The sequence below is a fragment of the Streptomyces sp. NPDC050534 genome, from assembly GCF_044457745.1.
Classification (GTDB): domain Bacteria; phylum Actinomycetota; class Actinomycetes; order Streptomycetales; family Streptomycetaceae; genus Streptomyces.
The window spans coordinates 344,890-368,229 of sequence record NZ_JBITHF010000001.1; the positions used below are offsets into that span (position 1 = coordinate 344,890).

General features: G+C 71.2%; 19 protein-coding genes. 5 read left to right on the top strand and 14 right to left on the bottom strand.

The window, feature by feature from the left end; all coding sequences use genetic code 11:
* The first annotated feature begins 60 nt into the window (after nucleotides 1-60).
* Entirely contained in the window at nucleotides 61-2,910 is a 2,850-nt protein-coding gene (locus ACIBN2_RS01590; protein ID WP_399132067.1) for a helix-turn-helix transcriptional regulator, read from the top strand.
* A gap of 56 nt (nucleotides 2,911-2,966) precedes the next feature.
* Here ACIBN2_RS01590 and ACIBN2_RS01595 read toward each other — a convergent pair whose 3' ends face one another.
* The 11 genes from ACIBN2_RS01595 to xylB all read right to left on the bottom strand — a co-directional run bounded on the left by ACIBN2_RS01595 (nucleotide 2,967) and on the right by xylB (nucleotide 17,141).
* Nucleotides 2,967-5,333 carry an alpha-amylase family glycosyl hydrolase gene (locus tag ACIBN2_RS01595; RefSeq protein ID WP_399132068.1) on the bottom strand — a complete coding sequence of 789 codons (2,367 nt, stop codon included), beginning with the start codon at nucleotides 5,331-5,333 and terminating at the stop codon, nucleotides 2,967-2,969.
* A 253-nt stretch (nucleotides 5,334-5,586) separates the two neighbouring features.
* A complete protein-coding gene (locus ACIBN2_RS01600) occupies nucleotides 5,587-6,423 on the bottom strand; it encodes an oxidoreductase (RefSeq protein ID WP_399132069.1) in 837 nt (278 codons plus the stop codon).
* Nucleotides 6,420-7,013, bottom strand: a complete 594-nt coding sequence (locus tag ACIBN2_RS01605) for a TetR/AcrR family transcriptional regulator (protein WP_399132070.1) — start codon at nucleotides 7,011-7,013, stop codon at nucleotides 6,420-6,422. Before ACIBN2_RS01605 ends, ACIBN2_RS01600 begins: the two co-directional genes overlap by 4 nt.
* Before the next feature lie 196 nt (nucleotides 7,014-7,209).
* Complete coding sequence (locus ACIBN2_RS01610; RefSeq protein WP_399132071.1) at nucleotides 7,210-8,733, bottom strand: aldehyde dehydrogenase family protein; 1,524 nt, start codon at nucleotides 8,731-8,733, stop codon at nucleotides 7,210-7,212.
* A gap of 167 nt (nucleotides 8,734-8,900) precedes the next feature.
* Nucleotides 8,901-10,196 carry a GAF domain-containing protein gene (locus ACIBN2_RS01615; RefSeq protein WP_399132072.1) on the bottom strand — a complete coding sequence of 432 codons (1,296 nt, stop codon included), beginning with the start codon at nucleotides 10,194-10,196 and terminating at the stop codon, nucleotides 8,901-8,903.
* A 107-nt stretch (nucleotides 10,197-10,303) separates the two neighbouring features.
* Nucleotides 10,304-10,903, bottom strand: coding sequence for an N-acetylmuramoyl-L-alanine amidase (locus ACIBN2_RS01620; protein WP_399132073.1), 600 nt, complete (start codon nucleotides 10,901-10,903; stop codon nucleotides 10,304-10,306).
* Nucleotides 10,904-11,096: 193 nt separating this feature from the next.
* Entirely contained in the window at nucleotides 11,097-12,110 is a 1,014-nt protein-coding gene (locus ACIBN2_RS01625) for an acetamidase/formamidase family protein (protein WP_399132074.1), read from the bottom strand.
* A complete protein-coding gene (locus tag ACIBN2_RS01630; protein WP_399132075.1) occupies nucleotides 12,107-13,591 on the bottom strand; it encodes an APC family permease in 1,485 nt (494 codons plus the stop codon). The genes ACIBN2_RS01625 and ACIBN2_RS01630 overlap by 4 nt, the downstream gene beginning before the upstream one ends.
* 265 nt (nucleotides 13,592-13,856) lie before the next feature.
* Complete coding sequence (locus ACIBN2_RS01635) at nucleotides 13,857-14,399, bottom strand: FABP family protein (protein ID WP_399132076.1); 543 nt, start codon at nucleotides 14,397-14,399, stop codon at nucleotides 13,857-13,859.
* Nucleotides 14,400-14,477: 78 nt separating this feature from the next.
* Nucleotides 14,478-15,686, bottom strand: a complete 1,209-nt coding sequence (locus ACIBN2_RS01640) for an ROK family protein (RefSeq protein ID WP_399132077.1) — start codon at nucleotides 15,684-15,686, stop codon at nucleotides 14,478-14,480.
* A gap of 9 nt (nucleotides 15,687-15,695) precedes the next feature.
* Entirely contained in the window at nucleotides 15,696-17,141 is a 1,446-nt protein-coding gene (xylB, locus tag ACIBN2_RS01645; protein ID WP_399132078.1) for a xylulokinase, read from the bottom strand.
* Nucleotides 17,142-17,322: 181 nt separating this feature from the next.
* Here xylB and xylA point away from each other — a divergent pair, with 181 nt between their 5' ends.
* Together xylA and ACIBN2_RS01655 are read left to right on the top strand one after the other, a co-directional pair.
* Entirely contained in the window at nucleotides 17,323-18,489 is a 1,167-nt protein-coding gene (gene xylA, locus ACIBN2_RS01650; RefSeq protein WP_399132079.1) for a xylose isomerase, read from the top strand.
* 459 nt (nucleotides 18,490-18,948) lie between these two features.
* Nucleotides 18,949-19,158 carry a hypothetical protein gene (locus ACIBN2_RS01655; protein WP_399132863.1) on the top strand — a complete coding sequence of 70 codons (210 nt, stop codon included), beginning with the start codon at nucleotides 18,949-18,951 and terminating at the stop codon, nucleotides 19,156-19,158.
* A 46-nt stretch (nucleotides 19,159-19,204) separates the two neighbouring features.
* On the opposite strand, the gene ACIBN2_RS01660 is transcribed toward ACIBN2_RS01655, so the two are convergent.
* On the bottom strand, nucleotides 19,205-20,545 hold the full coding sequence (locus tag ACIBN2_RS01660; RefSeq protein ID WP_399132080.1) for an esterase-like activity of phytase family protein: 1,341 nt from the start codon (nucleotides 20,543-20,545) through the stop codon (nucleotides 19,205-19,207).
* A 203-nt stretch (nucleotides 20,546-20,748) separates the two neighbouring features.
* Between ACIBN2_RS01660 and ACIBN2_RS01665 the strand changes: the two genes are divergently transcribed.
* Entirely contained in the window at nucleotides 20,749-21,396 is a 648-nt protein-coding gene (locus ACIBN2_RS01665; RefSeq protein ID WP_399132081.1) for a class I SAM-dependent methyltransferase, read from the top strand.
* Between the two features lie 79 nt (nucleotides 21,397-21,475).
* On the opposite strand, the gene ACIBN2_RS01670 is transcribed toward ACIBN2_RS01665, so the two are convergent.
* Together ACIBN2_RS01670 and ACIBN2_RS01675 are read right to left on the bottom strand one after the other, a co-directional pair.
* Nucleotides 21,476-22,189, bottom strand: coding sequence for a DUF4232 domain-containing protein (locus tag ACIBN2_RS01670; protein WP_399132082.1), 714 nt, complete (start codon nucleotides 22,187-22,189; stop codon nucleotides 21,476-21,478).
* Nucleotides 22,190-22,376: 187 nt separating this feature from the next.
* On the bottom strand, nucleotides 22,377-22,544 hold the full coding sequence (locus ACIBN2_RS01675; RefSeq protein ID WP_399132083.1) for a hypothetical protein: 168 nt from the start codon (nucleotides 22,542-22,544) through the stop codon (nucleotides 22,377-22,379).
* Nucleotides 22,545-22,764: 220 nt separating this feature from the next.
* Between ACIBN2_RS01675 and ACIBN2_RS01680 the strand changes: the two genes are divergently transcribed.
* Nucleotides 22,765-23,208 (top strand): hypothetical protein, encoded by a 444-nt coding sequence (locus ACIBN2_RS01680; RefSeq protein ID WP_399132084.1) that lies wholly within the window; start codon nucleotides 22,765-22,767, stop codon nucleotides 23,206-23,208.
* Nucleotides 23,209-23,340 lie beyond the last annotated feature (132 nt).

Here is a 23,340-nt window from a genome sequence, read left to right on the forward strand (position 1 = left end):
GCGGCGATCACGGCGGACGTGACGTTGAGGGCGTATGAGCCCTGCGCCAAGCTGGGCCCCATGCACAGCACAGACCCCACCGGCGACGAGGCCGAGGGGCGCGGGAACCAGGTGACGACGGGGCCTCGCCTGCGGGGACGGGACCGCGAAGTCTCGGCCGCCCGTGAGGCGCTGGACGTGGTGCGCGGCGGACGCGGCGCCTGCGTCGTCGTGGAAGGCGCGCCCGGCGTCGGCAAGAGCCGGTTCCTCGCGGAGCTGGACCGGATGGCGCGGCGGTTCGGGTTCGACGTGGTGTCCGTACGGGCCGACGAGTTCGACCAGTACGCGGCAGGAGCCGCCCTGCAGTCCGCTCTGCACTCCTTGGGCGGTTCCGAACGAGCCCCCGCGGCCACCGACGACCAGCGGCTCCGGCTGCTGGACAGCATCGCGGACGCCCTGGAGGACAAGGCCCAGCGCGCCCCGGTGGCCGTGCTCGTGGACGACGCGCAGTGGGTGGATCCGGCCACGCTCTACGCGCTCCGTACCCTGCCCGGACGACTCGCCGCCTCGCGGATCCTGTGGGTGCTGGCGGTACGGTCGGAGACCGAACGGCCGACCGTGGCCAGGGTGCGGGAGGACCTCGAACGCCTCGGAGCCCGATGGCTGACCCTCGGCCCCCTGCCGCAGCGGGAGCTGCAGCACATCGCGGCCGATGTGCTCGGGGCGAGGCCGTCGCCCGCACTGGCCGGGCTGCTGCGAGGCGTCGCGGGCAATCCGTTCCTGGCGATTGAACTGGTGCGCGCGTTCGCCGACACGGATGCCGTCAAGGAGGCGGGTGTGGCGGGCCTCCTGCACGAGGGCATCCCCGTCGGCTTCCGGCAGAGTGTCGCCGCGCGGCTGGACCGGCTCCCGGAGGATGCCGTGCGCCTGCTCCAGATCGGGTCCGTCCTCGGCCGCGAATTCGACCTCGGCACGGCCGCCCGAATGCTCGGCAGACAGGTCGGCAGCCTGCTGTCGGGCGTCGAGGCCGCCCTGAACTCCGGTCTGCTCTCGGCCGACGGCCCGCGACTCGCGTTCCGCCACGACATCGCACGGCAGGCCGTCCACGACAACCTGCCCCTGGCCGTACGGACCGCCCTGCACCGGGAGGCGGCCGAGAGCCTGCGCGGCACGGGAGCCCGGCCGGCGGAGGTGGCCTGGCACGTCGTCATGTCGGGCGGCCCGGTCGACGACGAGGCCGTGACCACGATGACCACCGCCGTACGGGACATGGCGTCGTCGGCCCCGGACGCGGCGGCGGATCTGGCCCAGCGGATCGCCGGCCTGCTTCCCCCGCACGACCGGCGACGCGTCGCCCTGCTGACCGAAGCCGCCGAGTATCTCGGCCGCACCCGCCGGGTCCACGAGGCGCTCGACCTGGTCGACGCCACTTTGCCAGAGGGTCTTGAGCCCGTGCAGGAGGCCCGTCTGCGCCTGGTGGCCGCCGAGATCCATCAGGCCTCGGGTGACGACGCCGCCGCGATGACGCACCTTCAGAAGGCGCTCGACCTGCCCGGGCTGCCGTCCGACCTGCACGTCCGGCTGCGGAAGACCAAGGCCACGGGCCACGTCTACCTGGGAGACGTCACCGCCGCCGAGCAGACCGGGGCCGGGCTGGTCGAGGCCTCGTACCACAGCGACGATCCGGCCGTCGTCGTCAGCGCCATGGTGTTCCAGTCTCAGGCGGACTTCTACCGCGGGCACCTGGACAGCGCCCTCGAACTCGCCGAGGAGGCCACGCGACGCGCCGGCACCCAGTCCGCCGTGCTCTACCTGCGCCCTCCGCGGATTCCGGCACTGTGGCTGGGCACCGTGCTGACGGTCACCGACCGGCTCGCCGACACCGAGCGGACCCTGCGGGAGGGGCAGCGCGAAGCGGAGGCGCTGGGCCTTGGCTGGTCGCTTCCCCACTGGCACGCCGCCCGTGCCTGCGCACTCCTCGAACAGGGAGCCCTGGACGACGCGGCCGTGGAAGCCGAGGCCGGTCTGATGGTGGCGGACGAACTCGAGGTCACGCCGGTGAATCCGCAGGCCCGTTCCGTGCTGGCACTCGTCGAGATCAGACGCGGTGACCTCGCCAAGGCCAGGGACCACCTCCGCGCCGCCGAAACCGGTGCCGGCAAGAAGGCCCAGCGGTACGGTCCCTGGGTGTCCCTCGCGCGCGCCTGCCTGGCGGACGCCGAGGGCGAGGACGGCGAGGCGGCGGCGGCACTCGAGGCGAGTTTCGCACGGCAGGAGCCGACCCGGCTGCTTGCGCTCGCGCCGTCCCACTGGCCGACGATCGTGCGCATCGCCCTCGCCGGCGAGGACCGTTCGCTCGGCCAGGCCGTGTCCGGCGCACTGCGCGGGCTGACCGTACAGAACGAGACCCGGCAGACCATCGGGGCGGTCCGCGCCCACGTGGACGGCCTGCTCGACCTCGATCCCGGTGCACTGGAGACCGCCATGACGGGCTACCGGAGCACCGGCAGGCCGCTGGCCCTCGCGGCGGCCTGTGAGGACCTCGGCGAGCTCCTGGCAGCGTCGGCCGACACGACACGGGCGATCCCGTACTTCGAAGAAGCGGGCCGGCTGGCGTCGGCCTCGGGAGCCGGCCGCGATCAGGAACGGATCAGGCGACGCCTTCGCCGGCTCGGCGTGCGCACCGCGCCCGTGCGGAGCTCCACGGCCGGCCCCCAGGGGTGGGGGGATCTGACCGAATCCGAGCAGAAACTGATTCCACTCGTCGTCGAGGGACTCACCAACCGGGCCATCGCCGACCGGCTCTACGTGTCCGTGCACACCGTCAACACCCATATGAAGCACATCTTCGCCAAGCTCGGCATCAACTCACGGGTCGAGCTCACCCGGCTGGCGATCGAGGGGGGCATCGGCGCCGCCGACGACGACTGAGCCGTGCACCCCATGGCAGCCCGCGCCGCACTGATCAGCCTGTTGCTGACACGGCGCTACTTGGCGATCAGCAGGAGAGTCGCGCGCCCGTGCAGGCGGTAGACCGTTCCGGCGCCGCCGATACGACTCTCCGCACCCGGCTGGGCGACCTGGTTGGCGCCCTCGGCCCAGGTGGAGGTGTCGGTGACGCTGTACCAGTTCTTTCCGGCCCCGGGTGACGGCAGGGTGAAGTCGACGTCCCCGGACCAGCCGTTGTAGCCGACGTAGAGCGCGCCGGCCGGGTCGCCGAGTTCCGTGCCGTCGATGCGCCAGGCGAGCGCGTGACTGTTGGGGTCGGACCAGTAGGTGCTGTCGGGGGCGTTGCCCGCGGGGGTGAACCACTGCAGCTGGCCCAAGCCGTTGCCGTTGGTGTCGGACGAGGTGTAGAAGCCGGAGGGGCGCAGGGCGGGGTGGGCTTTGCGGAAGGCGATCAGCCGCGCCGCGTACGTGCGGAACGTGCTCTGGTCGGCCGTCCAGTCCGTGCTCAGCCAGTTCGCCGTGGAATCCAGGTTGTAGGGGTTGTTGTTGCAGTTCAGGGACCGCAGGTACTCGTCGCCTCCGGTCATCATGGGCGTACCGGCCGACAGCATCAGGAACGCGAAGCCGTTGCGGGCGGCCTTGCGCTGGTCCGCGGCCGTTCCGCCCTGGTCCCAGGACAGGTTGTAGTCCGAGCCGCCGTCGGAAGGCCCGTACGGCCAGGGCTGCGTGTTGTTCTTGCCGTTGCACCGGTAGAGGTCGGCCAGGGTGAAACCGTCGTGCGCGACCATGAAGTTGACGGAGTTGTAGGGGGCTCTGCCGTCGTCCTGGTAGAGGTCCGAGGAACCGGCGAAGCGGGTGGCGAGCTGGCCGGGGGTGACGTCCTCCAGGCCCATGGCGTTCTGGTCGCGGCGCAGCGTGTCGCGGAACTTGTCGTTCCACTCGGACCAGCCGGCCGGGAAGTTGCCCACCTGGTAGGTGCCGCTGCCCAGGGCCCACGGCTCCGCGATCCAGTCGGTGCCCGTTCCGCCGTTCGCCGGCCTGGGCGGCATCAGGGCCGTGATCCGGTTGAGCGCGGTGTCGGGATCGGTGCGGCTGTACTGGAAGCAGCCGTGCTGGCAGGTGTTCCCGAGGACGGGGGCGAGGTCGAACCGGAAGCCGTCGACGCCCAGGTCGTCCTTCCAGTAGGCGAGGGAATCGGTGATCAGGCTCCGGGTGACCGGGTTGTAGGTGTTGACGTTGCCGCCCACGCCGGTGTTGTCCCAGGGGCTCTGCATGTCGCTTGTCAGCGAGTAGTACGTCGGATTGTCCAGGCCCCGCAGCGAGTAGAGGCTGTAGGTGTTCTTGTCGCCGGAGTTCCACGGGCCGCCCTCGCCGGTGTGGTTGTAGACGACATCGGTGAACACCTTGATACCGGCGTCGTGGTAGGCCTTGACCATCTCCTTGAACTCGCGGGTCGGGCCGCCCGCGCCCTTGTCCGCGGCGTACCGGCGGTCCGGCGCGAAGTAGTCCAGCGTCGCGTAGCCCCAGTAGTCGTCGCCGTTCGTCGACGCCGGGTCGGCGTCGTTGGCGTCGTTCTGCGTCTCCTGGACCGGCAGGAACTCCACGGCCGTGACGCCGAGTGCCGCCAGGTCCGCCGCCTTGAGCGCGGCGCCCTTGTACGTGCCGCGGTAGGCGGCCGGGATGGAGGAGTCCTTCTCGGTCAGGCCGCGGACATGCACCTCGTAGACGATGTCGTCCTTGAGGGCGCGCGTGGGTTTGGTGCCCGTGCTCGTGGTGTCGTCGGGCAGGACGATGCCCTTGGGAGCACGGTCGCCGTCGTCCACGGTGCGGTACTGGGGGCCGGTGCCGTAGGCCGTGCTGTCCGCGCCGCCGGGCGTGACCGGGTCCTGGCTCAGCTCGCGGGCGTAGGGATCGGTCAGGAGTTTGTTGGGGTCGAAGCGGTTGCCCGCCGCGTCGACGTCCGCGACGAATCCCGCGCTCGAGCCTTTGGTCCAGGCCGGGTCGTACGGCCAGTTGGGCCCCCAGGCGCGGTAGCCGTAGTAGAGCGGGCCCGTGATGCCGTACTGGTTCCGGATCGTCGTCACGGGCACGCTCAGCGACCAGACACCGGTCGAGGAGTCCTTGGTGAGGGGGAGGGCGGCGACTTCGGTGGCGCCGGTCGCACTCTGGTACAGGTACAACGCGACCCGGGTGGCGCGGGAAGAGTAGACGCGGAACTCCACGTTCGCTCCGGTCGCGTCGTAGTGGGCGCCGAGCGGCCCCCCTGCTGCCGCCGCGGCGGGGCGCGCGAGGGGCGCGGGGACCGTGAGCCCGGTGAGGGCGGCCGCTACGGCGACGCCGACGGTGGCCGCACGTCGGCGCAGCAGACGTCTTCTCCGATTACGGGCAGGCGTGAGTGGGGACACGGCGACTCCCGGGGGCAGGCAGAAGGAGCCCTCGGCGCCGTCCCTGACGCCGAAGGTTGAAAAGCCTTGCTGAATCTTGCGGAAAAGTAGTGCAACCCCGAACCGTCGTAAAGGCATAACGCAGGATCGGTGACCCGGCCGTCGCCGAACGGCCGTCGCAGTGGGGGACGACGCCTCACGTCACGTGTCGGCGGAGATCAGGTCGTTCGCAGCGGGACGTCGGACGGTTCTGTGGCGTGAAGTTGAGATGCCGTCATGCGGCGGCCTTGAACTGCATCCGCAGATAGGCGTCGAAGATGCGGGCGCCGAGCAGGCGCCGGGTGTGGATGAGGGCCTTCGCGGCGGGGGTGACCACATAGCGTGTCCTGGGCCGGGAGGCGGTGACGGCGTGCTCGATGGCCTTGGCGACGGTCTCGGGCGATGCCGAGAGGATCTTCGAGCCGTAGGACTGGGCCATCTGCCGGTCGGCGGCGACGTTCAGCGCGGCGTAGGGGCCGGCCGGGGCGGCGGAACCGGCCAGGGTGTGGGCCGCGGTGTCACCGAAGGAGGTGCGGATCAGCCCGGGTTCGATCAGGCTGACCTTGACACCGAAGGGTGCGGCCTCGAAGCGCAGGGCGTCGGTGAGGGCCTCCACGGCGTATTTGCTGGCGTGGTAGTAGCCGCCGGCGGGGAAGACGATCCGCCCGCCCATGGAGCCGACGTTGACGATCCGGCCCCGCCCCGCGCGGCGCATGCCCGGCAGGACGAGCTGCGTCATCCGGGAGAGGCCGAAGACGTTGGTCTCGAACTGCCGGCGCACACCGTCCAGTCCGGTCTCCTCGATGGTGCCGTACTCGCCGTACCCGGCGTTGTTGACCAGGACGCCCACCGCGCCGTGCTCGGCCTCCACGGCCGCCACGGCCTTGGCCATGGACGTCTCGTCGGTCACGTCCAGAGGCAGGACGCGGGCTCCCGCACCGGCCAGATCGGCCAGTGTCTCCGGGCGGCGCGCGGTGGCATAGACGGTCAGCTCCGGGCGGCGCGCCAGACGCAGGGCCGTCGCACGGCCGATGCCCGAGGAGGTTCCGGTGATCAGTACGGAGGTGGTCATGACTGTTCCTTGAGGGGGGTGTGCGAGTGGTCCTTCGCGCGGTCCAGGCCGGCTACGAGCAGTGCCACCCCGTGGCGCAGGCGCCGGGCCGGAGCGTCGGCGTCCGAGAGGTCCGCCTCCAGTCCGCGGGTGAAGGCCAGCAGGAGTTCGGCCACTTCGACGGCATCCGCGTCCGGGCGGTCGGTTGCGACGGCCGTGGCGATCAGGTCGCGCATGGCGGTGTTGTAGGCCTCGATCTGCTCGGCCGAGAGGCGGGTGTCGACACCCAGCAGCTCGGCCGCGTGCGCGGGGCTGTCGCGCCACAACCTCACCGCCAGCCCCAGCTTCGCCTCCAGCGCCGCGGTCAGCCGGGCGCACAGGTCCCCTTCGGCGTCGATGGCGCCGCGGGCCTCGGCCAGCGCGTCGCCGAGCAGGCGCGCGGCCAGCCGGCGGAACGCGTCCTCCTTGTTGCGCACGTACTGGTAGACCCCGGGGCGGGACATGCCCGCCTCTCGCGCGATGTCGTCCATGGTCGTGCGCCTGACCCCGTGCCGGGTGAAGCACGTGTACGCCGCGTCCAGGATCAGCTTGAGCCGCTCGTCCTCCAACATTCTGACAATACTTGCATGGAACGTCAGAATGTTCAAACCGCTTCGGGGTGCCCGGATCATTGGGGGTGCCCGGATCACAGGAACGCCCGGCCCGCGTCGACGACGGGGGCGACTACGCCGGGGCGCGATTCCCGCCAGGGGGCGACGGCCGGCATCACACCGTCCAGGCCGTCGCCCCCTTGCACAACCCGGCGCTCTAGAAGAACCCAAGCTTCTTCGGGCTGTAGGAAACGAGAAGGTTCTTCGTCTGCTGATAGTGCTCCAGCATCATCTTGTGGTTCTCACGCCCGATCCCGGACTGCTTGTAGCCGCCGAAGGCCGCGTGGGCCGGGTAGGCGTGGTAGCAGTTCGTCCAGACGCGGCCGGCCTGGATGGCCCGGCCCGCGCGGTAGGCGGTGTTGATGTCGCGGGTCCACACGCCGGCGCCGAGGCCGTACAGCGTGTCGTTGGCGATCTTGATGGCGTCGTCGAAGTCGTCGAAGGACGAAACGGAGACGACCGGGCCGAAGATCTCCTCCTGGAAGATCCGCATCCGGTTATCGCCCTCGAAGATGGTCGGCTGGACGTAGTAGCCGCCCTTCAACTCGCCCTCGTGCTCGATGCGTTCGCCGCCGGTGAGGACCTTCGCGCCTTCCTGGCGGCCGATGTCCAGATAGGAGAGGATCTTCTCCAGCTGGTCGTTGGACGCCTGCGCGCCGATCATCGTGTCGGTGTCCAGCGGGTGGCCCGGCTTGATCAGCTCGGTGCGGGCGACGGCGGCCTCGATGAACTCGGCGTAGTTGCCGCGCTGGACGAGCGCCCGGGACGGGCACGTGCACACCTCGCCCTGGTTGAGCGCGAACATGGTGAAGCCCTCGAGGGCCTTGTCGCGGAAGTCGTCGTTCTGCGCCCAGACGTCGTCGAAGAAGATGTTGGGCGACTTGCCGCCGAGTTCCAGGGTGACCGGCTTGATGTTCTCCGAGGCGTACTGCATGATCAGCCGCCCCGTCGTGGTCTCGCCCGTGAACGCCACCTTCGCCACCCGCGGGCTGGACGCGAGCGGCTTGCCCGCCTCCACGCCGAAGCCGTTGACGATGTTCACCACGCCCGGCGGCAGCAGGTCCGCGATCAGGCTCATCCAGAAGTGGATGGAGGCCGGCGTCTGCTCGGCCGGCTTGATGACGACCGCGTTGCCCGCGGCGAGCGCGGGCGCCAGCTTCCAGGTCGCCATCAGAATGGGGAAGTTCCACGGGATGATCTGCGCGACCACGCCGAGCGGCTCGTGGAAGTGGTACGCCACCGTGTCGTCGTCGACCTCGCTGAGCGAACCCTCCTGCGCGCGGATCGCGCCCGCGAAGTAGCGGAAGTGATCGATCGCGAGCGGGATGTCGGCGGCCAGCGTCTCGCGCACCGGCTTGCCGTTCTCCCAGCTCTCGGCGACCGCCAGCTGCTCGAGGTTCGCCTCCATACGGTCGGCGATCTTCAGCAGGATGTCGGAACGCTCGGTCACCGACGTGCGGCCCCAGCCGGGGGCGGCCGCGTGCGCCGCGTCGAGCGCCCGCTCCACGTCCTCGGCCGTGCCGCGCGCGATCTCCGTGAACGGCTGCCCGTTCACCGGCGACGGGTTCTCGAAGTACAGCCCGCGCTGCGGCGGCACGTACTCGCCGCCGATGAAGTGGTCGTAGCGCGCCTGGTAGGAGACGATTGCGCCGTCGGTGCCGGGCGCCGCGTAACGGGTCATGCTGGTCTGCCTCCTTCGCAGCGCTGCCCGCCGTTGGGCAGCTTCCTCGGGAGGCTAGGGGCGGCGACGTTGCAACCACGTTGCCGTGCGTGCCGGGACGGGTCCCGTGCCGGGGCAGGTCCAGTGCCGGGGCAGGTCCCGTGCCGGTACAGGTCCGTTACGCGGCGCTACACCGTCGCGCCACCCCAGCGGCCCGCGCCGCCCGGCCGGGGGGCCGGGGCCGCCAACTCGCCCTCGAGCGCGGCCAGTCGGGCCCGGACGTTCGCCGTCGGGCGGATGGCGGCGAGCGCCCGCCAGATCTCGAGATCGTCCTCGCCCCAGGGCGCGTGCGCCCAGTCGGTCAGCAGATCGGGGTCGCGGCGGGCGATCAGCGCCGTACGCAGACCGTCGGTGAGGCGCCGCCTGAGCCGCACCACCGCCGGCGCCTGCGAACCCGGCAGCAACGGTCCCGCGTACGCCCTCGCCGCCGCCGTGATCGCTCCGGTCTCCAGCCGCCGCTCCACGACCGCGACATCGCTCTCGACGGGAACCCTCAGCCGGTACGGTCGCGAGTCCAACACGTCCGGGCCCAACACCCGCCGCAGTCTGGCCAGTTCGGCACGCAGCGTCACCGGCGTCACCGACTCGTCCTCGTACAGCGCGCACAACAGCTCGTCGCCGGTCAGACCCTCCGGGTGCCGGGCCAGCAGCACGAGGATCTCGCTGTGCCGCCTGCTGAGCCTGACCTTGCGCCCGCCGGTGAGCAGCTGCGCCTCGTCCCGGCCCAGCACGGTCAGCTCGGGCGTGTCGGAGGCGGGCCGCTCCGGGGTGAGCAGCGCCAGCTGGGACTCGGCGGCCCGGGCGACGGCCTGCACGAAGCCCAGGCTGTGCGGATGCGCGAGCCCGTCCCCGCCGGTGATGTCCACGGCACCGAGCACCCGCCCGGTGCGCGGGTCGTGCACCGGAGCCGCCGCGCATGTCCACGGCTGCACGCGCCGGATGAAGTGCTCCGCCGCGAACACCTGTACGGGCCGGTCGACGGCGACCGCGGTCCCCGGCGCGTTGGTCCCCATCGCCGTCTCCGCCCACCGGGCGCCCGGCACGAAGTTCATCCGCCCCGCCTGCCGCCGGGTCGTCGGATGGCCCTCGACCCACAGCAGCCTGCCGTGTGCGTCGCACACCGCGAGCAGATGCTCCCCGTCCGCCGCGAACGTGCCCATCAGCTCCCGGAACAACGGCATCACCCGCGCCAGCGGATGCTCCGCCCGATAGGCGCCCAGGTCACCGTCCACGAGCTCCACGGTCGCGCTGCCGTCGGGCCCCACGCCGGCCCGCGCGGAACGCCGCCACGAATCCGCCACCACCGAACGCACCGGCCGGGCAACCGTGCCTGCCTCGGTGAACGTCTCGTGCGCGCGACGCAGCATCCGCGTGCGCTCGGCAGGGTCGGTCCCCGGCTCCAGGGCCACCCATGGATCGGTCAACTCACCCTCCCCGGATGCGATACGGCTGGGGACATCGTCACTCCGCGTACGCGCTCGGACAACCGTTTCGACCGCGATCAACCCGAAGGAAGGCCGTGCCGCCGATGTCAGGCGAAGTTGACGAGTCTTATGTAACGCGTCCAGTCCCAGTTGGGCCCGGGGTCGGTGTGGTCCGTCCCGGGCACCTCATAGTGCCCGATGATGTGCGCCCGGTCCTTCGGGAGGCCGTACTTGGTACAGATCGCCGCGGTGAGCCTGGCCGACTGCTCGTAGAGGGCGTCGGTGAAGTAGGCGGGCTGGTCCACCCATCCCTCGTGCTCGATGCCGATGCTGCGTGTGTTGTAGTCCCAGTTGCCCGCGTGCCAGGCGATGTCCTTCTCGCGCACGCACTGCGCCACGTGCCCGTCGGCGGATCGCACCAGATAGTGGATGGACACCTGTTTCGCCGGGTTCTGGAAGATGGACAGGGCGTCCGGGTAGGTCTCCTGGGTGACGTGGATGACGACGTAGTCGAGGGGATAGGACGTGGGGCGGTTCGACACCGTGTAGTTGGAGGTGCTCGCCGGCTGCCACTCGGCGCCGGGGTAGTCGACGGCCTGCGTCTGCGCGCCGGCCCGTGTGTCGGGGAGTAAGGCGTACGGGACGGCGGCCAGGGCGGCGCCCTTGAGGAACCGCCGCCTGCTGGTGGTCGGTCTTGCGCGTTCCATGAGGCGTGCCTCCTTTCGGTGGGGGACGTGACTCGCCCGGTGGGACGACTCACCCGGTGGACGACTCGCGCGCTGGGGCGACTCACCCGGTGGGGCGACTCGCCCACTGGGACGACCCGCCCGCTGGGGTGAGACTGACCCGAGGGCGTTTGGCTGACCTGGCGGGTGCGGCTCAGCCACCGGAGGTGCAGGCTCAGCCCCGCAGGGTGGCCGCGATCTCCCGCAGTTGCGTGTGCATCCCTCGGTGAGTCTCGCGCGCCGGAAGCCACTGTTTGCGGATCTTCGCCACGCACGTGTAGTTGGTGTCGCAGACGTTGGCCAACGGTGACTCGACCGCCTGGGTCGCGAACTGGTACGCGTCCAGCTCGCTGAACCCGTAGTCGCGCACCAGCCACTGCACCAGGTCCAGCTGGGAGATCCGGAACGCGTCCTCCAGCGGGCGTGCCGAACCCGTCGAGACGATGTGCGTGTCCGACTCGATGCGCGGCCACGGTGTGGCGACGCCCTTCAGCAGCTCCACGATCACCACGGCGTTCATCGCGCACTCGACGGCGACCCCGCAGGTTTCGCCCTCACCCTGGCGCGCGTGCCCGTCGCCGAGGCTGAGCAGCGCGCCCTCCACGTTCACCCCGAGGTAGCAGGTGACGCCGGTCCGCATCTCGGGCGTGTCCATGTTGCCGCCGTGCGCGTCGGGCACCAGGGCCGAGCGGACCTCCAGATTGGCGGGGGCCACACCCACGGTGCCGTGCATCGGGTCCATGGGCAGCTCGGCCTCGAGGTCGCTGTCGTGCGCCTTGAACAGCGCCGTGCGCCGGGTCCGGTCGAGCTGCCAGATCCACACGGTCTCCGGCAGCGGAGGCTGCAGGGTGGCCGTGGTGTGTGTGGAGGTGAGCGCGCCGAACAGGGGGACCGTCGTCGACGCGGCCCAGTCACGGGCCGGCTCGATCGACACGAAGTGCACGGCGACGGTGTCGCCCGGTTCGGCGCCCTCGATGTGGAAGGGCCCGGTCTGCGGATTGAGGAAGGGGAACTCGCACACCTCGGACACCAGGTCCTTCTCGGACCGCACCCGCCCGGCGAAGCAGTCCTCCGTGTACAGGTCGAGGACCGTGCCGGGCGCGATGCGCGCCACTGGGGGCGCGCCGCCGAACGTCCAGGCGTACTCGTCCGGTTGGGGCCGGACGGTCAGGATGCGGGGGTCGCTCATGCTTGAGCTGCTCCGTTCTGCGCAGGATCGGTGGGGGCGGGATCTTCGAGGTGGACACGGGCGGTCTCGGCTACGCGCTCGGGATGGCGCCGCATCAGCACGAGCAGTACCACGACTCCGGCAGCCATCCACACGCCGACGATGGGTCCGGCGTACGACACCGGGGCGGTCAGTTCGGTGACGAAGTCGAAGGCGGGCAGTCCCGCGGCGGTCAGCAGTGCGGGCACGAACGCGACGATGCCGAGCACGGGCAGCAGCAGATGCCGCACCGGGCTGAACAACCCCCTTCTGCGGCGCAGGAAGTAGCCGGTGCAGGCGAGGTTCACGACGATGTACACGCCGATCACCACCGTGACGATCACCGTCGCGAGGAGCAGGAAGGCAGTCACCGGGTCGTAGCCCAGCCCCAGGCCCAGCACGGCCCCGACCGCCACGGCGGACTGCACGGCGATCCCGGTGACGGGGGAGCGGTACCGCGGGTGGAGCGTGGCGAAGGGGCGGGGCAGCACGCGGATGCGGGCCAGGGCGAAGGCCGTGCGGGTGGAGACGTTGGAGCATGCGTTGGCGTTGGCGATCGTCGAGTTCACCACGGCCAGGAAGACCAGCACCCAGAACAGTCCGAACGACGCGCGGGCCACGCCGTCCCAGGACGCCGCTCCGGAGGCGCCGAACTTCGCGAACCGGTCCGGCCCGAAGTACACCGTCATGGCGTAGGTCGTGATCACGTAGAAGAGGCCGATGCCGAGGGCCGCGCCGAGGACCGCTCGGTGCATCGTCCGGCGTGGGTTGCGTGTCTCCTCGGCGAGTGGTGCGGCGGCCTCGAAGCCGGCGAAGGCCAGCACCGTGTAGACCGATCCGGCGAAGACGCCGCTGACGCCCTCGTAGCCCTCCGCCGTATGCGAAGTGCCGAACACGGTAAGGGTGTTGTCGTTGCCCGCTTTGGCGATGAGCCAGATGGCGAACACCAGGAAGACGAGGACCTCGAAGATGCCGAGGACCGTGCCGAAGCGGGCCGAGGCGCGTACCCCGAAGTACCCGGCGGCCGCGATGATCGCGGCTCCCGCCAGCGCCCAGGGCCACCACAGGTCCGCCGGATACGAGGACCACTCCTGGTGCAGCGTGCCCGCCGTGGTGAAGCCCAGCTGCAGAAGCAGCAGCGGTGGCACCAGCGCCTCCACGAACACATAGCCCCAGCCGACGAGGAAGCCGACGGCCGGGTGCAGGCCCTGTGCGGCATACGTGGACACCGAGCCCGCGGCCGGGAGTTCGCGTGCCAGCTCGGCCACGCAGGACGCGGTGAAGAGGCAGGCCACCAGCGCGATCAGCACGGCCAGCGGCAGACTTCCACCGGCGAAGGCCGCACCGGACGGGATGGAAGCGGCGACCGCGGCGGCCGGCGCCATCGCCGTGATGCTCTGGAACAGCACCTCGCGCAGCCCGATCGCGTCGCGCCTGAGACCTACGACCGCTTCCCCCGCCATGTGAATCCCCCTCAATTCACGCCGACACGCCCGGCGTCGCCCGTCTCGACGGGTGAGCCTCGCGTGATTCACGGTACGGCGCTTGCGAGTTGGGCAGAAGGGCGCGGAGTGGTTCGGTGGACGGACGGGCCGATGTGGATAACCCGGCCACCCGTTCGGGTGAGACCGGTGCCGGTGCCGGTGCCGGTGCCGGTCACGCGTCGAGCTCGCGTCGAACTCGCGTCGAGTTTGCGGCGGGCACGTGCTGGGCGCGGGCCGGTGCGGCCTAACGGATGCGCTGCAGGTTCGCCGAGAGATGGTGCTGCAACGGCTGGCCGACCGCCGCGAGATCGAAGACGAACGTGAGGGTGTCGCCGTCGGCCAGCGTGTAGCGGCGGCGGGTGGCGTCGACCTGCTTGGCTGTGGGAGTGAGGGCCACCTCGTGGGTGGACAGGTCGATCGTGTCCTCGGCCGCCCGGCCGACCGAGATCTCCGCGATACCGGTGGGCTGGGTGATCAGTGCCTCGACCCGGCCGTCGGGCTGGAGCCGCCACCAGCCGCTCTCCCGGGCCGCCGGACGCATCGGCGCGTCGTCGGCGTCGAGCAGCCAGGCCCGGGCCTCGTAGTGGAGGAAGGGGCGCCCGTCATGGCTGAAGGTGACTTCCTGCCCGTACGTGAAGTCCGCGTCGAGCGTCGGGTACTGGCCCTGACCCCGGCCCTTCCATGTGCCCAGCAGACCGAGCACGGGCATGAGCAGCGCGTGAGGTGCGGGTGCCGCGTCCGGTCGGTGGCTGTCGGGGTAGGGGTGTTCCGCTGCGGAGTCGAACACGGTCATGCTCCTTGAGGGGCGGGGCCAAGCGAGTGGAGGTGGTGCCGGTGTCGGGCGACAGCCTAGGCGCGCCCATGGTCAGGCGCGTGCGCCCACCGCCGCGGGGTCGTCCAGCACCGCCCGCACCACCGAGTGCGCCGCGCCCAGCAGCGGTCCCTCGGGGCCCAGCCGCGACACGGACACCGGACAGGCCGGGCCCGCCGTGCGCCGGTCCAACTCGGCCTCCAGCGACGGCAGTAGCCAGGGCGCGAGCCCGGCCAACGCTCCGCCGAGCACGACGCTCTCCGGGTCCAGCAGGTTGACCGCGCCGGTCAGCGCGATGCCGAGTGCCGTGCCCGCGTCGCGCAGCGCGCCGCGTACGTTTTCGTCGCCCTCCGCCGCCCGGCCGGCCAGCAGCCCGACGCGGTCCTCGCCCGGCTCCAGTCCGGCGGCGCGCAGCACCGCCTCCTCACCGGCGTACTGCTCCAGGCAGCCGCGCCCGCCGCACGGGCACGCGGGCCCCTCCGGCTGCACCGGCACATGACCCAACTCGCCCGCGAAACCGCGCGTGCCGCGCAGCAGCCCGCCGGCCACGACGACCGCCGCGCCGATGCCGATCTCCGCCGACACGTGCAGGAAGTCCTGCGGGGTGCCCTCGCCGAGCCACAGTTCGGCGAGCGCGCCGAAGTTGGCCTCGTTGTCGACGGTCAGCGGTATCTCTCCGGGCAGCAGGGCGCCGATGTCGGTGTCGTGCCATTCGAGGTTGGGGGCACGTACGACGGTGCGGGCGTCGCGCGCCACCAGGCCCGGCACGGCCACGGCGAGCCCCGCGGGCCACAGCCCCTCATCCTGCGCCTCGGCGACGACCCGGCGCACCAGGCCGGTGAGCTCTTCGAGCACCGGCTCGGGAGCGCGCCCGCGGTTCGCGCCGTGCCGCACGGCACGCGCGCGTACCTGACCACGCAGGTCGACCGCGCAGACCGCGAGGTGATCCACGCCGACCTCGGCGCCGATCCCGGCCGGACCGTGCCCGCTGACGGCGAGGGCCGAGCCGGGGCGGCCCACCCGGCCGGGCCGCTCCGGGCCCAGCTCGTCGAGCAGCCCGGAACGGATGAGCTCGTCGACCAGGGTCGAAACCGCCGCCCGGGTCAGCCCGATGCGCGAGGCGACGGCGGCACGGGAAAGCGGACCCTCGGCACTGACGGTGTGCATCACCCGGGCGAGATTGCGGCGGCGCATGCCCTGCTGGGTGTCCGGCAGCACCCTTCCCGGGCCGGCCGGGTGGGCCTCGTGCAGCGGTGCTGTCATGCCCCCGTCCTAACGGCTCTCCGTGCTCCGCTCCAGCAGCGGGGCCGCGTCGGAGAGTACCCCGGCGATCCTCGCCAGCGTCTCCTCGTCCCGCTCCACCGCCTCCAGCACTGGGCCGGCCGCGGTGTTCCAGCGTCGGGCGACCGAGGCCGGGTCCTCGCCCGTCAGCAGTCCCGCCGCCTGCGCGGCGGCGCCCAGCGCGACCAGTTCCTTGGCCTCCGGGACCTGGACCGGGCGGCCCGACAGCCGCCGTACGGTCTGCTGCCAGGCCGTGCCGCGAGCACCGCCGCCGATCAGCAGCAGCGGCACCGAGCGGTCCGCGTCCTCGTCGAGGACCAGGTCGAGCGCGCCGAGCAGGGAGTGGACGGCGCCGTCGTAGGCGGCCTGCAGGAGCTGGCCGCCGGTGGTGTCGTGGCGCAGGCCGTGCAGCAGTCCGGAGGCGTTCGGCAGGTTCGGCGTGCGCTCGCCGTCCAGGTAGGGGAGCAGGGTCACGCCGGTGGTGGGCTCGACGGCCTCACGGTCCAGGTTCAGCAGCGCCGCCACGCGGTCGACGGCGAGCGTGCAGTTCAGGGTGCAGGCCAGCGGCAGCCAGTCCCCGCGGGCGTCGGCGAAGCCCGCCACCGTGCCGGTCGGGTCGGCGGGGCGGCGCTTGGTGACGGCGTACACCGTGCCGGACGTGCCGAGGCTGAGCACGGGGGTGCCGGGACGCAGGCCCAGCCCCATCGCGGCGGCCGCGTTGTCGCCGGTCCCCGGCGCGACCAGGGTGCCCTTGGAGAACGGCAGGTCGTGGCTGTCGCGGACGGTGCCCGCCACCTCGCCGGGCCGCACGACACGGGGCAGCAGCGCGGGATCGAGTCCCACGTGCGCGAGGGTCTCGTGGTCGTAGGACTCCGTCCCCGATGCCCACCAGCCGGTTCCGGACGCGTCTCCGCGGTCGGTCGTACCCTGTCCTGTCAGTCGCTCGGTGAGGTAGTCGTGGGGCAGGCGCACCGCCCTGGTGGCGCGGACCGCCTCCGGCTCGGTCTCGGCGAGCCAGGCCCACTTCGTGACCGTGAAGGACGGGCCGGGCACGCTTCCGGTGCGCTCCGCCCAGGCCTTCGGGCCGCCCAGCTCCTCGACCAGGCGGCGGGCCTGCGAAGCCGAGCGCACGTCGTTCCACAGCAGTGCCGGGCGGACCGGCTCGCCCCGCTCGTCCAGCGTGACCAGGCCGTGCTGCTGGCCGCCGATCGACACGGCGGCCGCTTCGTGCGCCGCGTCGCCGCACTGGTGCAGGGCCTCGCACAGGGCGTCCCACCACTGGCGCGGGTCGCTCTCGCGGCCGGCCCCGGTGGAGACGGTGTGCGGTGCCTGGCCGCTCGCGACGACCTGCCCGGTGGCCGAGTCGACGACGAGCGCCTTGGTGGACTGGGTGGACGTGTCCACGCCGACGACGAGCGGACCCTCGGCAGCTGACATCGGGCTCTCCCTTTTACGCGGCTCTACGGGATGAAGACATGGGTTCTGCGGGGCGGAGACAGGGGCTCTGAGGTGACAAAGACATCTTGTCCCTTCCCAGAGCCGCGTCCGCATACTAATTTGTAAACTGCCATGACGAAATAGTCGGAGCAAGCAAGTCGAAGCAGCAAGGAGTCGCGGCATGAACTACCAGCCCACCCCCGAGGACAGGTTCACCTTCGGCCTGTGGACCGTCGGCTGGCAGGGAAGGGACCCGTTCGGCGACGCCACGCGGCGGGCCCTCGACCCGGTCGAGACGGTGCAGCGCCTGAGCGAGCTCGGCGCTGCCGGCGTGACCTTCCACGATGACGACCTGATCCCGTTCGGGTCCTCGGACACCGAGCGCGAGTCGCACATCAAGCGCTTCCGTCAGGCCCTCGACACGACCGGCATGACCGTGCCGATGGCCACCACCAACCTCTTCACGCACCCCGTCTTCAAGGACGGCGCGTTCACCGCGAACGACCGTGACGTGCGCCGTTACGCGCTGCGCAAGACGATCCGCAACATCGACCTCGCGGTCGAGCTGGGCGCAGAGACCTACGTCGCCTGGGGCGGCCGCGAGGGCGCCGAGTCCGGCGCCGCCAAGGACGTCCGCGCAGCCCTCGACCGCATGAAGGAGGCCTTCGACCTCCTCGGCGAGTACGTGGTCTCCCAGGGCTACGACCTGAAGTTCGCCATCGAGCCCAAGCCGAACGAGCCCCGCGGCGACATCCTGCTGCCCACCGTCGGCCATGCCCTCGCGTTCATCGAGCGCCTGGAGCGCCCGGAGATGTACGGCGTCAACCCCGAGGTCGGCCACGAGCAGATGGCCGGGCTGAACTTCCCGCACGGCATCGCGCAGGCCCTGTGGGCGGGCAAGCTCTTCCATATCGACCTCAACGGCCAGTCCGGCATCAAGTACGACCAGGACCTGCGCTTCGGCGCCGGGGACCTGCGCGCCGCGTTCTGGCTGGTCGACCTCCTGGAGAGCGCCGGCTACGCCGGTCCCCGCCACTTCGACTTCAAGCCGCCGCGGACCGAGGACCTCGACGGCGTGTGGGCGTCGGCCGCGGGCTGCATGCGCAACTACCTGATCCTCAAGGAGCGCGCGGCCGCCTTCCGCGCCGACCCGGAGGTACAGGAGGCCCTGCGCGCCTCGCGCCTGGACCAGCTCGTCCAGCCCACCGCCGCCGACGGTCTGCAGGCCCTGCTCGCCGACCGCGGCGCCTTCGAGGAGTTCGACGTCGAGGCGGCCGCCGCGCGCGGGATGGCCTTCGAGCACCTCGACCAGCTGGCCATGGACCACCTGCTGGGGGCTCGCGGCTGAGTCCACGCGCGCGTGTCCGTGCGCCGCGTGCGCGAGTCCGTCGGCACGTTTTGTGCGAAGGGCACGCGCGCGTGAGCGATCTCCGTGCGGAATGCTCCGGAATCATGCAGTCCATGGCATGGGTCCGTATCAACCTCCGTACGGGGGTCGCCTGCTGCCCGATGTGCGGCGACTCTGGACGGTATGGCCATGCCTCCCGCACCGCCTCCGCCGCCCGGCCCGCCGGGTGGCACGCCGCCTCCGGGCGGCGGTTTCGGACCGCCCTCCGACAACTACGGCTCCGGCTACGGAGCGGGCGGGGGCTATGGGCCCGGAGGAGGGTACGGCCCGCCTCCGGGAGGCAACGAGCCGCCCACCTTGGGGGGTTGGCAACCGTCGCCGGAACCTCCGAGAAGGCGCGGAAGCCGGCTCCACATCCTGCTCGTCCTGTTCGCGGGGTTTGCGGCCGTCGCCGTCGTGATGCTGTTGTCCCACTCCGGGAACGACGGCTCGCCGGACAAGAAGTCGCCCGCGGGGAACAGTACGAGCGCCAAACCGTCGCCCTCGCTGAGCATTCCGACCGAGCTGCCGAGCAAACTGCCCAGCAAGCTCCCGTCGAAGCTGCCCAGCGAAGTCCCGAGCGGCCTGGAATCGCTGATCCCGTCCCTGGGAGACGTCCAACTGCCGTGATCGCCGGATCCGTGATCGCCAGGCCGTTCGGCCGCTTACGGGGTGGTCAGATGCTGTGCGGCAGCCGCAGGTAGGTCAGCGTCGTCCTGATCCCGCTGTCGATCAGCCTGCCCTGCGCGTCGAACGCGCCCGCGCCGTCCGTCATGCCGAAGTCGTTGTCGTTCATGAGGGCGAGCGTGTCGTCGTCCACGCGCGCGATGCCTTCGATCTTCCCCGGCACGCCCGCGACCTGGCCCAGGTCGACGGCCAGTCGCTTGCGCAGCACCGGAACGCCGGAGGCCGCCGGGTCGTCGAGCTGCTCCAGGGACGGGGACGTCCTGTCGTCGTCGTAAGCGCCACCGAGGATGTTCGAGTGCCGGTCCAGCTTCACCAGCTGCAGCCGGGCGGCCTTGTCGGTGCGCTCCTCCACGAGCAGCCGGTCGCCGCCCACGGCGACCACCGAGGAGATCTTCAGCTCGGAGGTGTCGTCCTCGCTGGGGTCCACCACGTTCACGGGATCGAAGCGGTACGCGTACTCGGCGGTGACCGCCTCCTTCTTCGGCGAGAAACGCACCAGGCGCGTGGTGCGCGACGCGTCACCAGCGTCCCCGTCCGGCAGGGACAGCGGGCTCTGCAGGGCCATCACGAGGTCGCCGCCGGGCAGATGGGCGAGTCCCTCGAAGCCGCGGTTGATCTTCCGGTGCAGGAAGATCGCGGGCAGTGCCTCGACCACCGGGTAGTCCGTGCCCGTGAGGTTGAGCCCCTTGGGCACGTAGCGCGCGAGGACCTTCCCGCGCGCGGAGACGTGCACCAGGGAGGGCCCGTACTCGTCGACGAGCCAGAAACTCCCGTCCTCCGCCCGCACGATGCCCTCGGTGTCCAGCCCGTTCGGGTTGTACGACAGGAGCGTCTTGGCGTCGTACGTGTACGGCGCCTCGTCCCGGCCGGCCTGGTTCGGCAGCCCGGTGACGGCCTTGCCGGAGGAGGTGGTGATCGGGATGGCCTCCAGCACCTTCACGGTGTCGCCGCAGGCCCGGACCTTCACGATCGCCGGATCGAAGCCGGGCACCGGGAAGGTGCGGCGCTTCTTGCCGTCCACCTTGATCTGGCCGTTGGGCCCGCGGTCGGTGACCGTCCAGAACTCGCCCTTGCGGCCCGCAGGGTAGATGTCGCTCCCGATGCCGCCGAGGTCGATGCCGCGGTCGTTGTCCACCGTCCCGGGCAGGAGCGCGTTGCTGAAGGCGCCGAGCGGAATCTCGCCGAGCGTCGCGGTCCGCACGACTTGCGCGTCCTGGGACGCCGCGCTCGCGGGCGGGCAGGCCGCCACAAGGGCCGCGATCACGGCAAGCGGAACGCCTGCTGCGACGGAGCGCCGAATGCGGGGCCGGCCGGTGGCGTGCGGGGACATCGAGCCTCCTGAGGAGCAAGTTCGTTGACAGTGGCCAGATTTGGGTCCTGCAGCGAACGTCTCGCTACCGCCGGGTGAACGGGGAGCGTCGGGATTCCGAGCACATGTGCGACCCGTGTGGGAGACACGTGCATTGCAGCGGCACCGCAGCGCGGGGAAAACCGTTCGCGACAGCCGCCGACCGCTGGCTACTTTCACGTGACGTGGACATCAAAGGCCCCAAGTCCGAAGACCCCAAGGACGTCGTCCGACGCGGGTACGACGCCGTCTCCCGGCTCTACGACGACGCGTACGGCGCCGAGACCAAGTACGCGGCCCTGCTCGGCGACCTGGGCCGGCGCATCCCGGTCGCCAGCGCGGTCCTGGACCTCGGGTGCGGAAGCGGGGTGCCGGTCGCGCGGACCCTCGTGGAAGCCGGCCACCAGGTCACCGGCGTCGACATCAGCGAGGTGCAGATCCGCCGGGCTCAAGAGCGCGTGCCGCAGGCGCAGTTCATTCGCGGCGACGCCACGGCCGTCACCTTCGAGGCCGCCTCCTTCGACGCTGTTGTCTTCCTGTACGCGCTCATCCACATCCCGCTGGCCGAACAGCCGCCTCTGCTGCGGCGGATCGCCGGATGGCTGCGACCGAGCGGTTGGTTCGTGGCCACCACCGGACACGGCGCCTGGACCGGAACCGAGCAGAACTGGCTCGGCGGCGGCGTCCCGATGTGGTGGAGCCACGCGGACGCCGCCACCAACCGCGCATGGATCACCCAAGCCGGACTGACCGTGGAACGCGAAGAGTTCCTGCCCGAGGGCGACGCGGGCCACGCCCTGTTCTGGGCCCGGCGCCCCGCACAGGGGGACTGAGTCGCCTGGCGGGGCTCCGTCGCCCGCATTCTGTCTCCCACGGACAAAGGGCGGTGACGCGTAAGCGGTCGACGGGCCGTCAGAAGTTGTACGGCTTCTCGGCGTTCCAGTTGAGCACGTCGGCCTCGTTCCAGCTGAACTGCGGCTTCTGGCCCTTGGTGTCGACGGAGTAGAAGGGGCCGGTGTGACCGTCCGCGCCGCGCAGGGCGATGGCGAACGACTGCGCCGTGTGGTTCTTCGAGCCGTAGTCGAAGAGGTTCACCGCGCTGTATGCCTTGCCCCCGGGCTGGAGCGTGATGTGCTTGTCGCCGCCCGGGTTGTCCTTCTTCGAGTGCGGCAGTGCGGCGCTGTCGGCGTCCCCGCCGAGCTTCACGGCCGGGTACGAGGTGACCCAGCACGGCTTGGTGCCCTCGTTCGTCGCGGTCACCAGCAGGTGGTCGCCCTGCTGACCGGCGAACCGGTGCACCGCGGTGACCAGCATCTCGTCTCCGCGGCACTGCTGGGCGCCGGCCGCCGTGCCCTTGCTTGCGACTTCGTCCGTCGCACCCGAGGCGGTCGCCGGGCGCGCCCCCTCCTTGGTGGTGCCACCGCTGTTGGCCTGCTCCGCGCTGCCCTTGCCGTCCCCGTTGGACGCGGACTGGCTCTGCGCCGCGGTACCAGCGGCGTGGTCGCCACCCGCCGCCTTCGAGCCGCCGTCGGAGCCGCCGCAGGCCGTCAGGCCCAGTGCCAGCGCGGCGGTGACGGCGGCCAGGGTGGCGGAACGGACGGTACGGCGGGTGCGGTGCGTGGTCATGATGAAAGTCCCCCATGGACGGTCAGGACGCGGCACCCTCCCCTGCTGCCGCAGGGCGACCGGCCGCGTCGTCTGTTTCGCTGCACCCCATGAGATGACGCCTGGGCGGGACGTCGTTCACTCGGGTTTGTCCGTATTCGGTAACGGCCAACTGGGCGCAGGCGCACCGGTGTTCACGCCGCGCCCGTCAGGGGTTCGGCGCCTTCGGTTGCAGCGGCGCAGGGTTCGGTTCCCATCCAGAGATGGGCAACGGTGGCTTCATCTGTTCGGACGCCACCGGAACCAGTAGTCGAGTTCCTCGGTCACGCTCGAAGCCGTCGGCGATCAACTGCCCTTCATCCCAGGTCTCCGCCACGTGGGCAGGCTACCGGTGAGCCACCCGCCCCAGAGGCCGAAGTGCGCCTCACGGAGAGCTGACGGCGCACAGTCGGCGTAACTCTCCTTGTGACACCGGTGACAGAACAGCGACACAACAGCCCACAACTGTCGTGAGGGCTTCCTGGTCTCACCATGCGTGGACGGCAACGACCGACCGTCCGCAGCACATTGACCAAGACATCAACAGGGGGAACACCATGAAGCCGCTCCGCCGCAAGGCAGCCACCGCAGGCGCCCTCGCCGTCCTCACCCTGGCCGGCACGCTCGCCGCGACCACCCCGGCCTCGGCCGCCACGCCCACCGTCTACAACGGCGCCTGCGGCAAGGGCTACGACGTCATACGGGCGACGCCGATCCACTCGACCTCCCAGACCGCCATCCCCGCCACCACGTTCGTGACCTACAACAGCACCGCGGGCAAGGTCTGCGCGGTCACCGTCCGCACCAACCCCGGCGCCCGCGTCTTCATGGAGGTCACGCTGGACACCTGGCCCTACGGCAGCGGTGAGGCCAAGGACTCCGGCTCCTACAGCAGCTACGCGGGCCCGGTCTACAAGGACGCACCCGACGACGGCCAGTGCCTGACCTGGAGCGGCACGATCGGCATCTACTACACCTCCGACAACGGCCTCTGCACCTGATCCGAGGCCTCTGCACCTGATCCGGCAGCTGCCGGCGCGGCCGCCCCGCTGCCGGACCGGCCGTGCAACGCCAGGAGTTCCTGCCCGAGGACGGCGCCAGACACGCCCTGAGGGGGCCCGGCGTCCCGCACA

Bases quoted from the DNA above. Each gene is read 5' to 3' on its own strand.
- ACIBN2_RS01610 (WP_399132071.1), bottom strand. From the start codon at position 8,733: ATGACCCGTTACGCGGCGCCCGGCACCGACGGCGCAATCGTCTCCTAC.
- ACIBN2_RS01625 (WP_399132074.1), bottom strand. From the start codon at position 12,110: ATGAGCGACCCCCGCATCCTGACCGTCCGGCCCCAACCGGACGAGTAC.
- ACIBN2_RS01630 (WP_399132075.1), bottom strand. From the start codon at position 13,591: ATGGCGGGGGAAGCGGTCGTAGGTCTCAGGCGCGACGCGATCGGGCTG.
- ACIBN2_RS01620 (WP_399132073.1), bottom strand. From the start codon at position 10,903: ATGGAACGCGCAAGACCGACCACCAGCAGGCGGCGGTTCCTCAAGGGC.
- xylB (WP_399132078.1), bottom strand. From the start codon at position 17,141: ATGTCAGCTGCCGAGGGTCCGCTCGTCGTCGGCGTGGACACGTCCACC.
- ACIBN2_RS01600 (WP_399132069.1), bottom strand. From the start codon at position 6,423: ATGACCACCTCCGTACTGATCACCGGAACCTCCTCGGGCATCGGCCGT.
- ACIBN2_RS01605 (WP_399132070.1), bottom strand. From the start codon at position 7,013: ATGTTGGAGGACGAGCGGCTCAAGCTGATCCTGGACGCGGCGTACACG.
- ACIBN2_RS01680 (WP_399132084.1), top strand. From the start codon at position 22,765: ATGAAGCCGCTCCGCCGCAAGGCAGCCACCGCAGGCGCCCTCGCCGTC.
- ACIBN2_RS01670 (WP_399132082.1), bottom strand. From the start codon at position 22,189: ATGACCACGCACCGCACCCGCCGTACCGTCCGTTCCGCCACCCTGGCC.
- ACIBN2_RS01655 (WP_399132863.1), top strand. From the start codon at position 18,949: ATGCTGTTGTCCCACTCCGGGAACGACGGCTCGCCGGACAAGAAGTCG.
- ACIBN2_RS01590 (WP_399132067.1), top strand. From the start codon at position 61: ATGCACAGCACAGACCCCACCGGCGACGAGGCCGAGGGGCGCGGGAAC.
- xylA (WP_399132079.1), top strand. From the start codon at position 17,323: ATGAACTACCAGCCCACCCCCGAGGACAGGTTCACCTTCGGCCTGTGG.
- ACIBN2_RS01660 (WP_399132080.1), bottom strand. From the start codon at position 20,545: ATGTCCCCGCACGCCACCGGCCGGCCCCGCATTCGGCGCTCCGTCGCA.
- ACIBN2_RS01640 (WP_399132077.1), bottom strand. From the start codon at position 15,686: ATGACAGCACCGCTGCACGAGGCCCACCCGGCCGGCCCGGGAAGGGTG.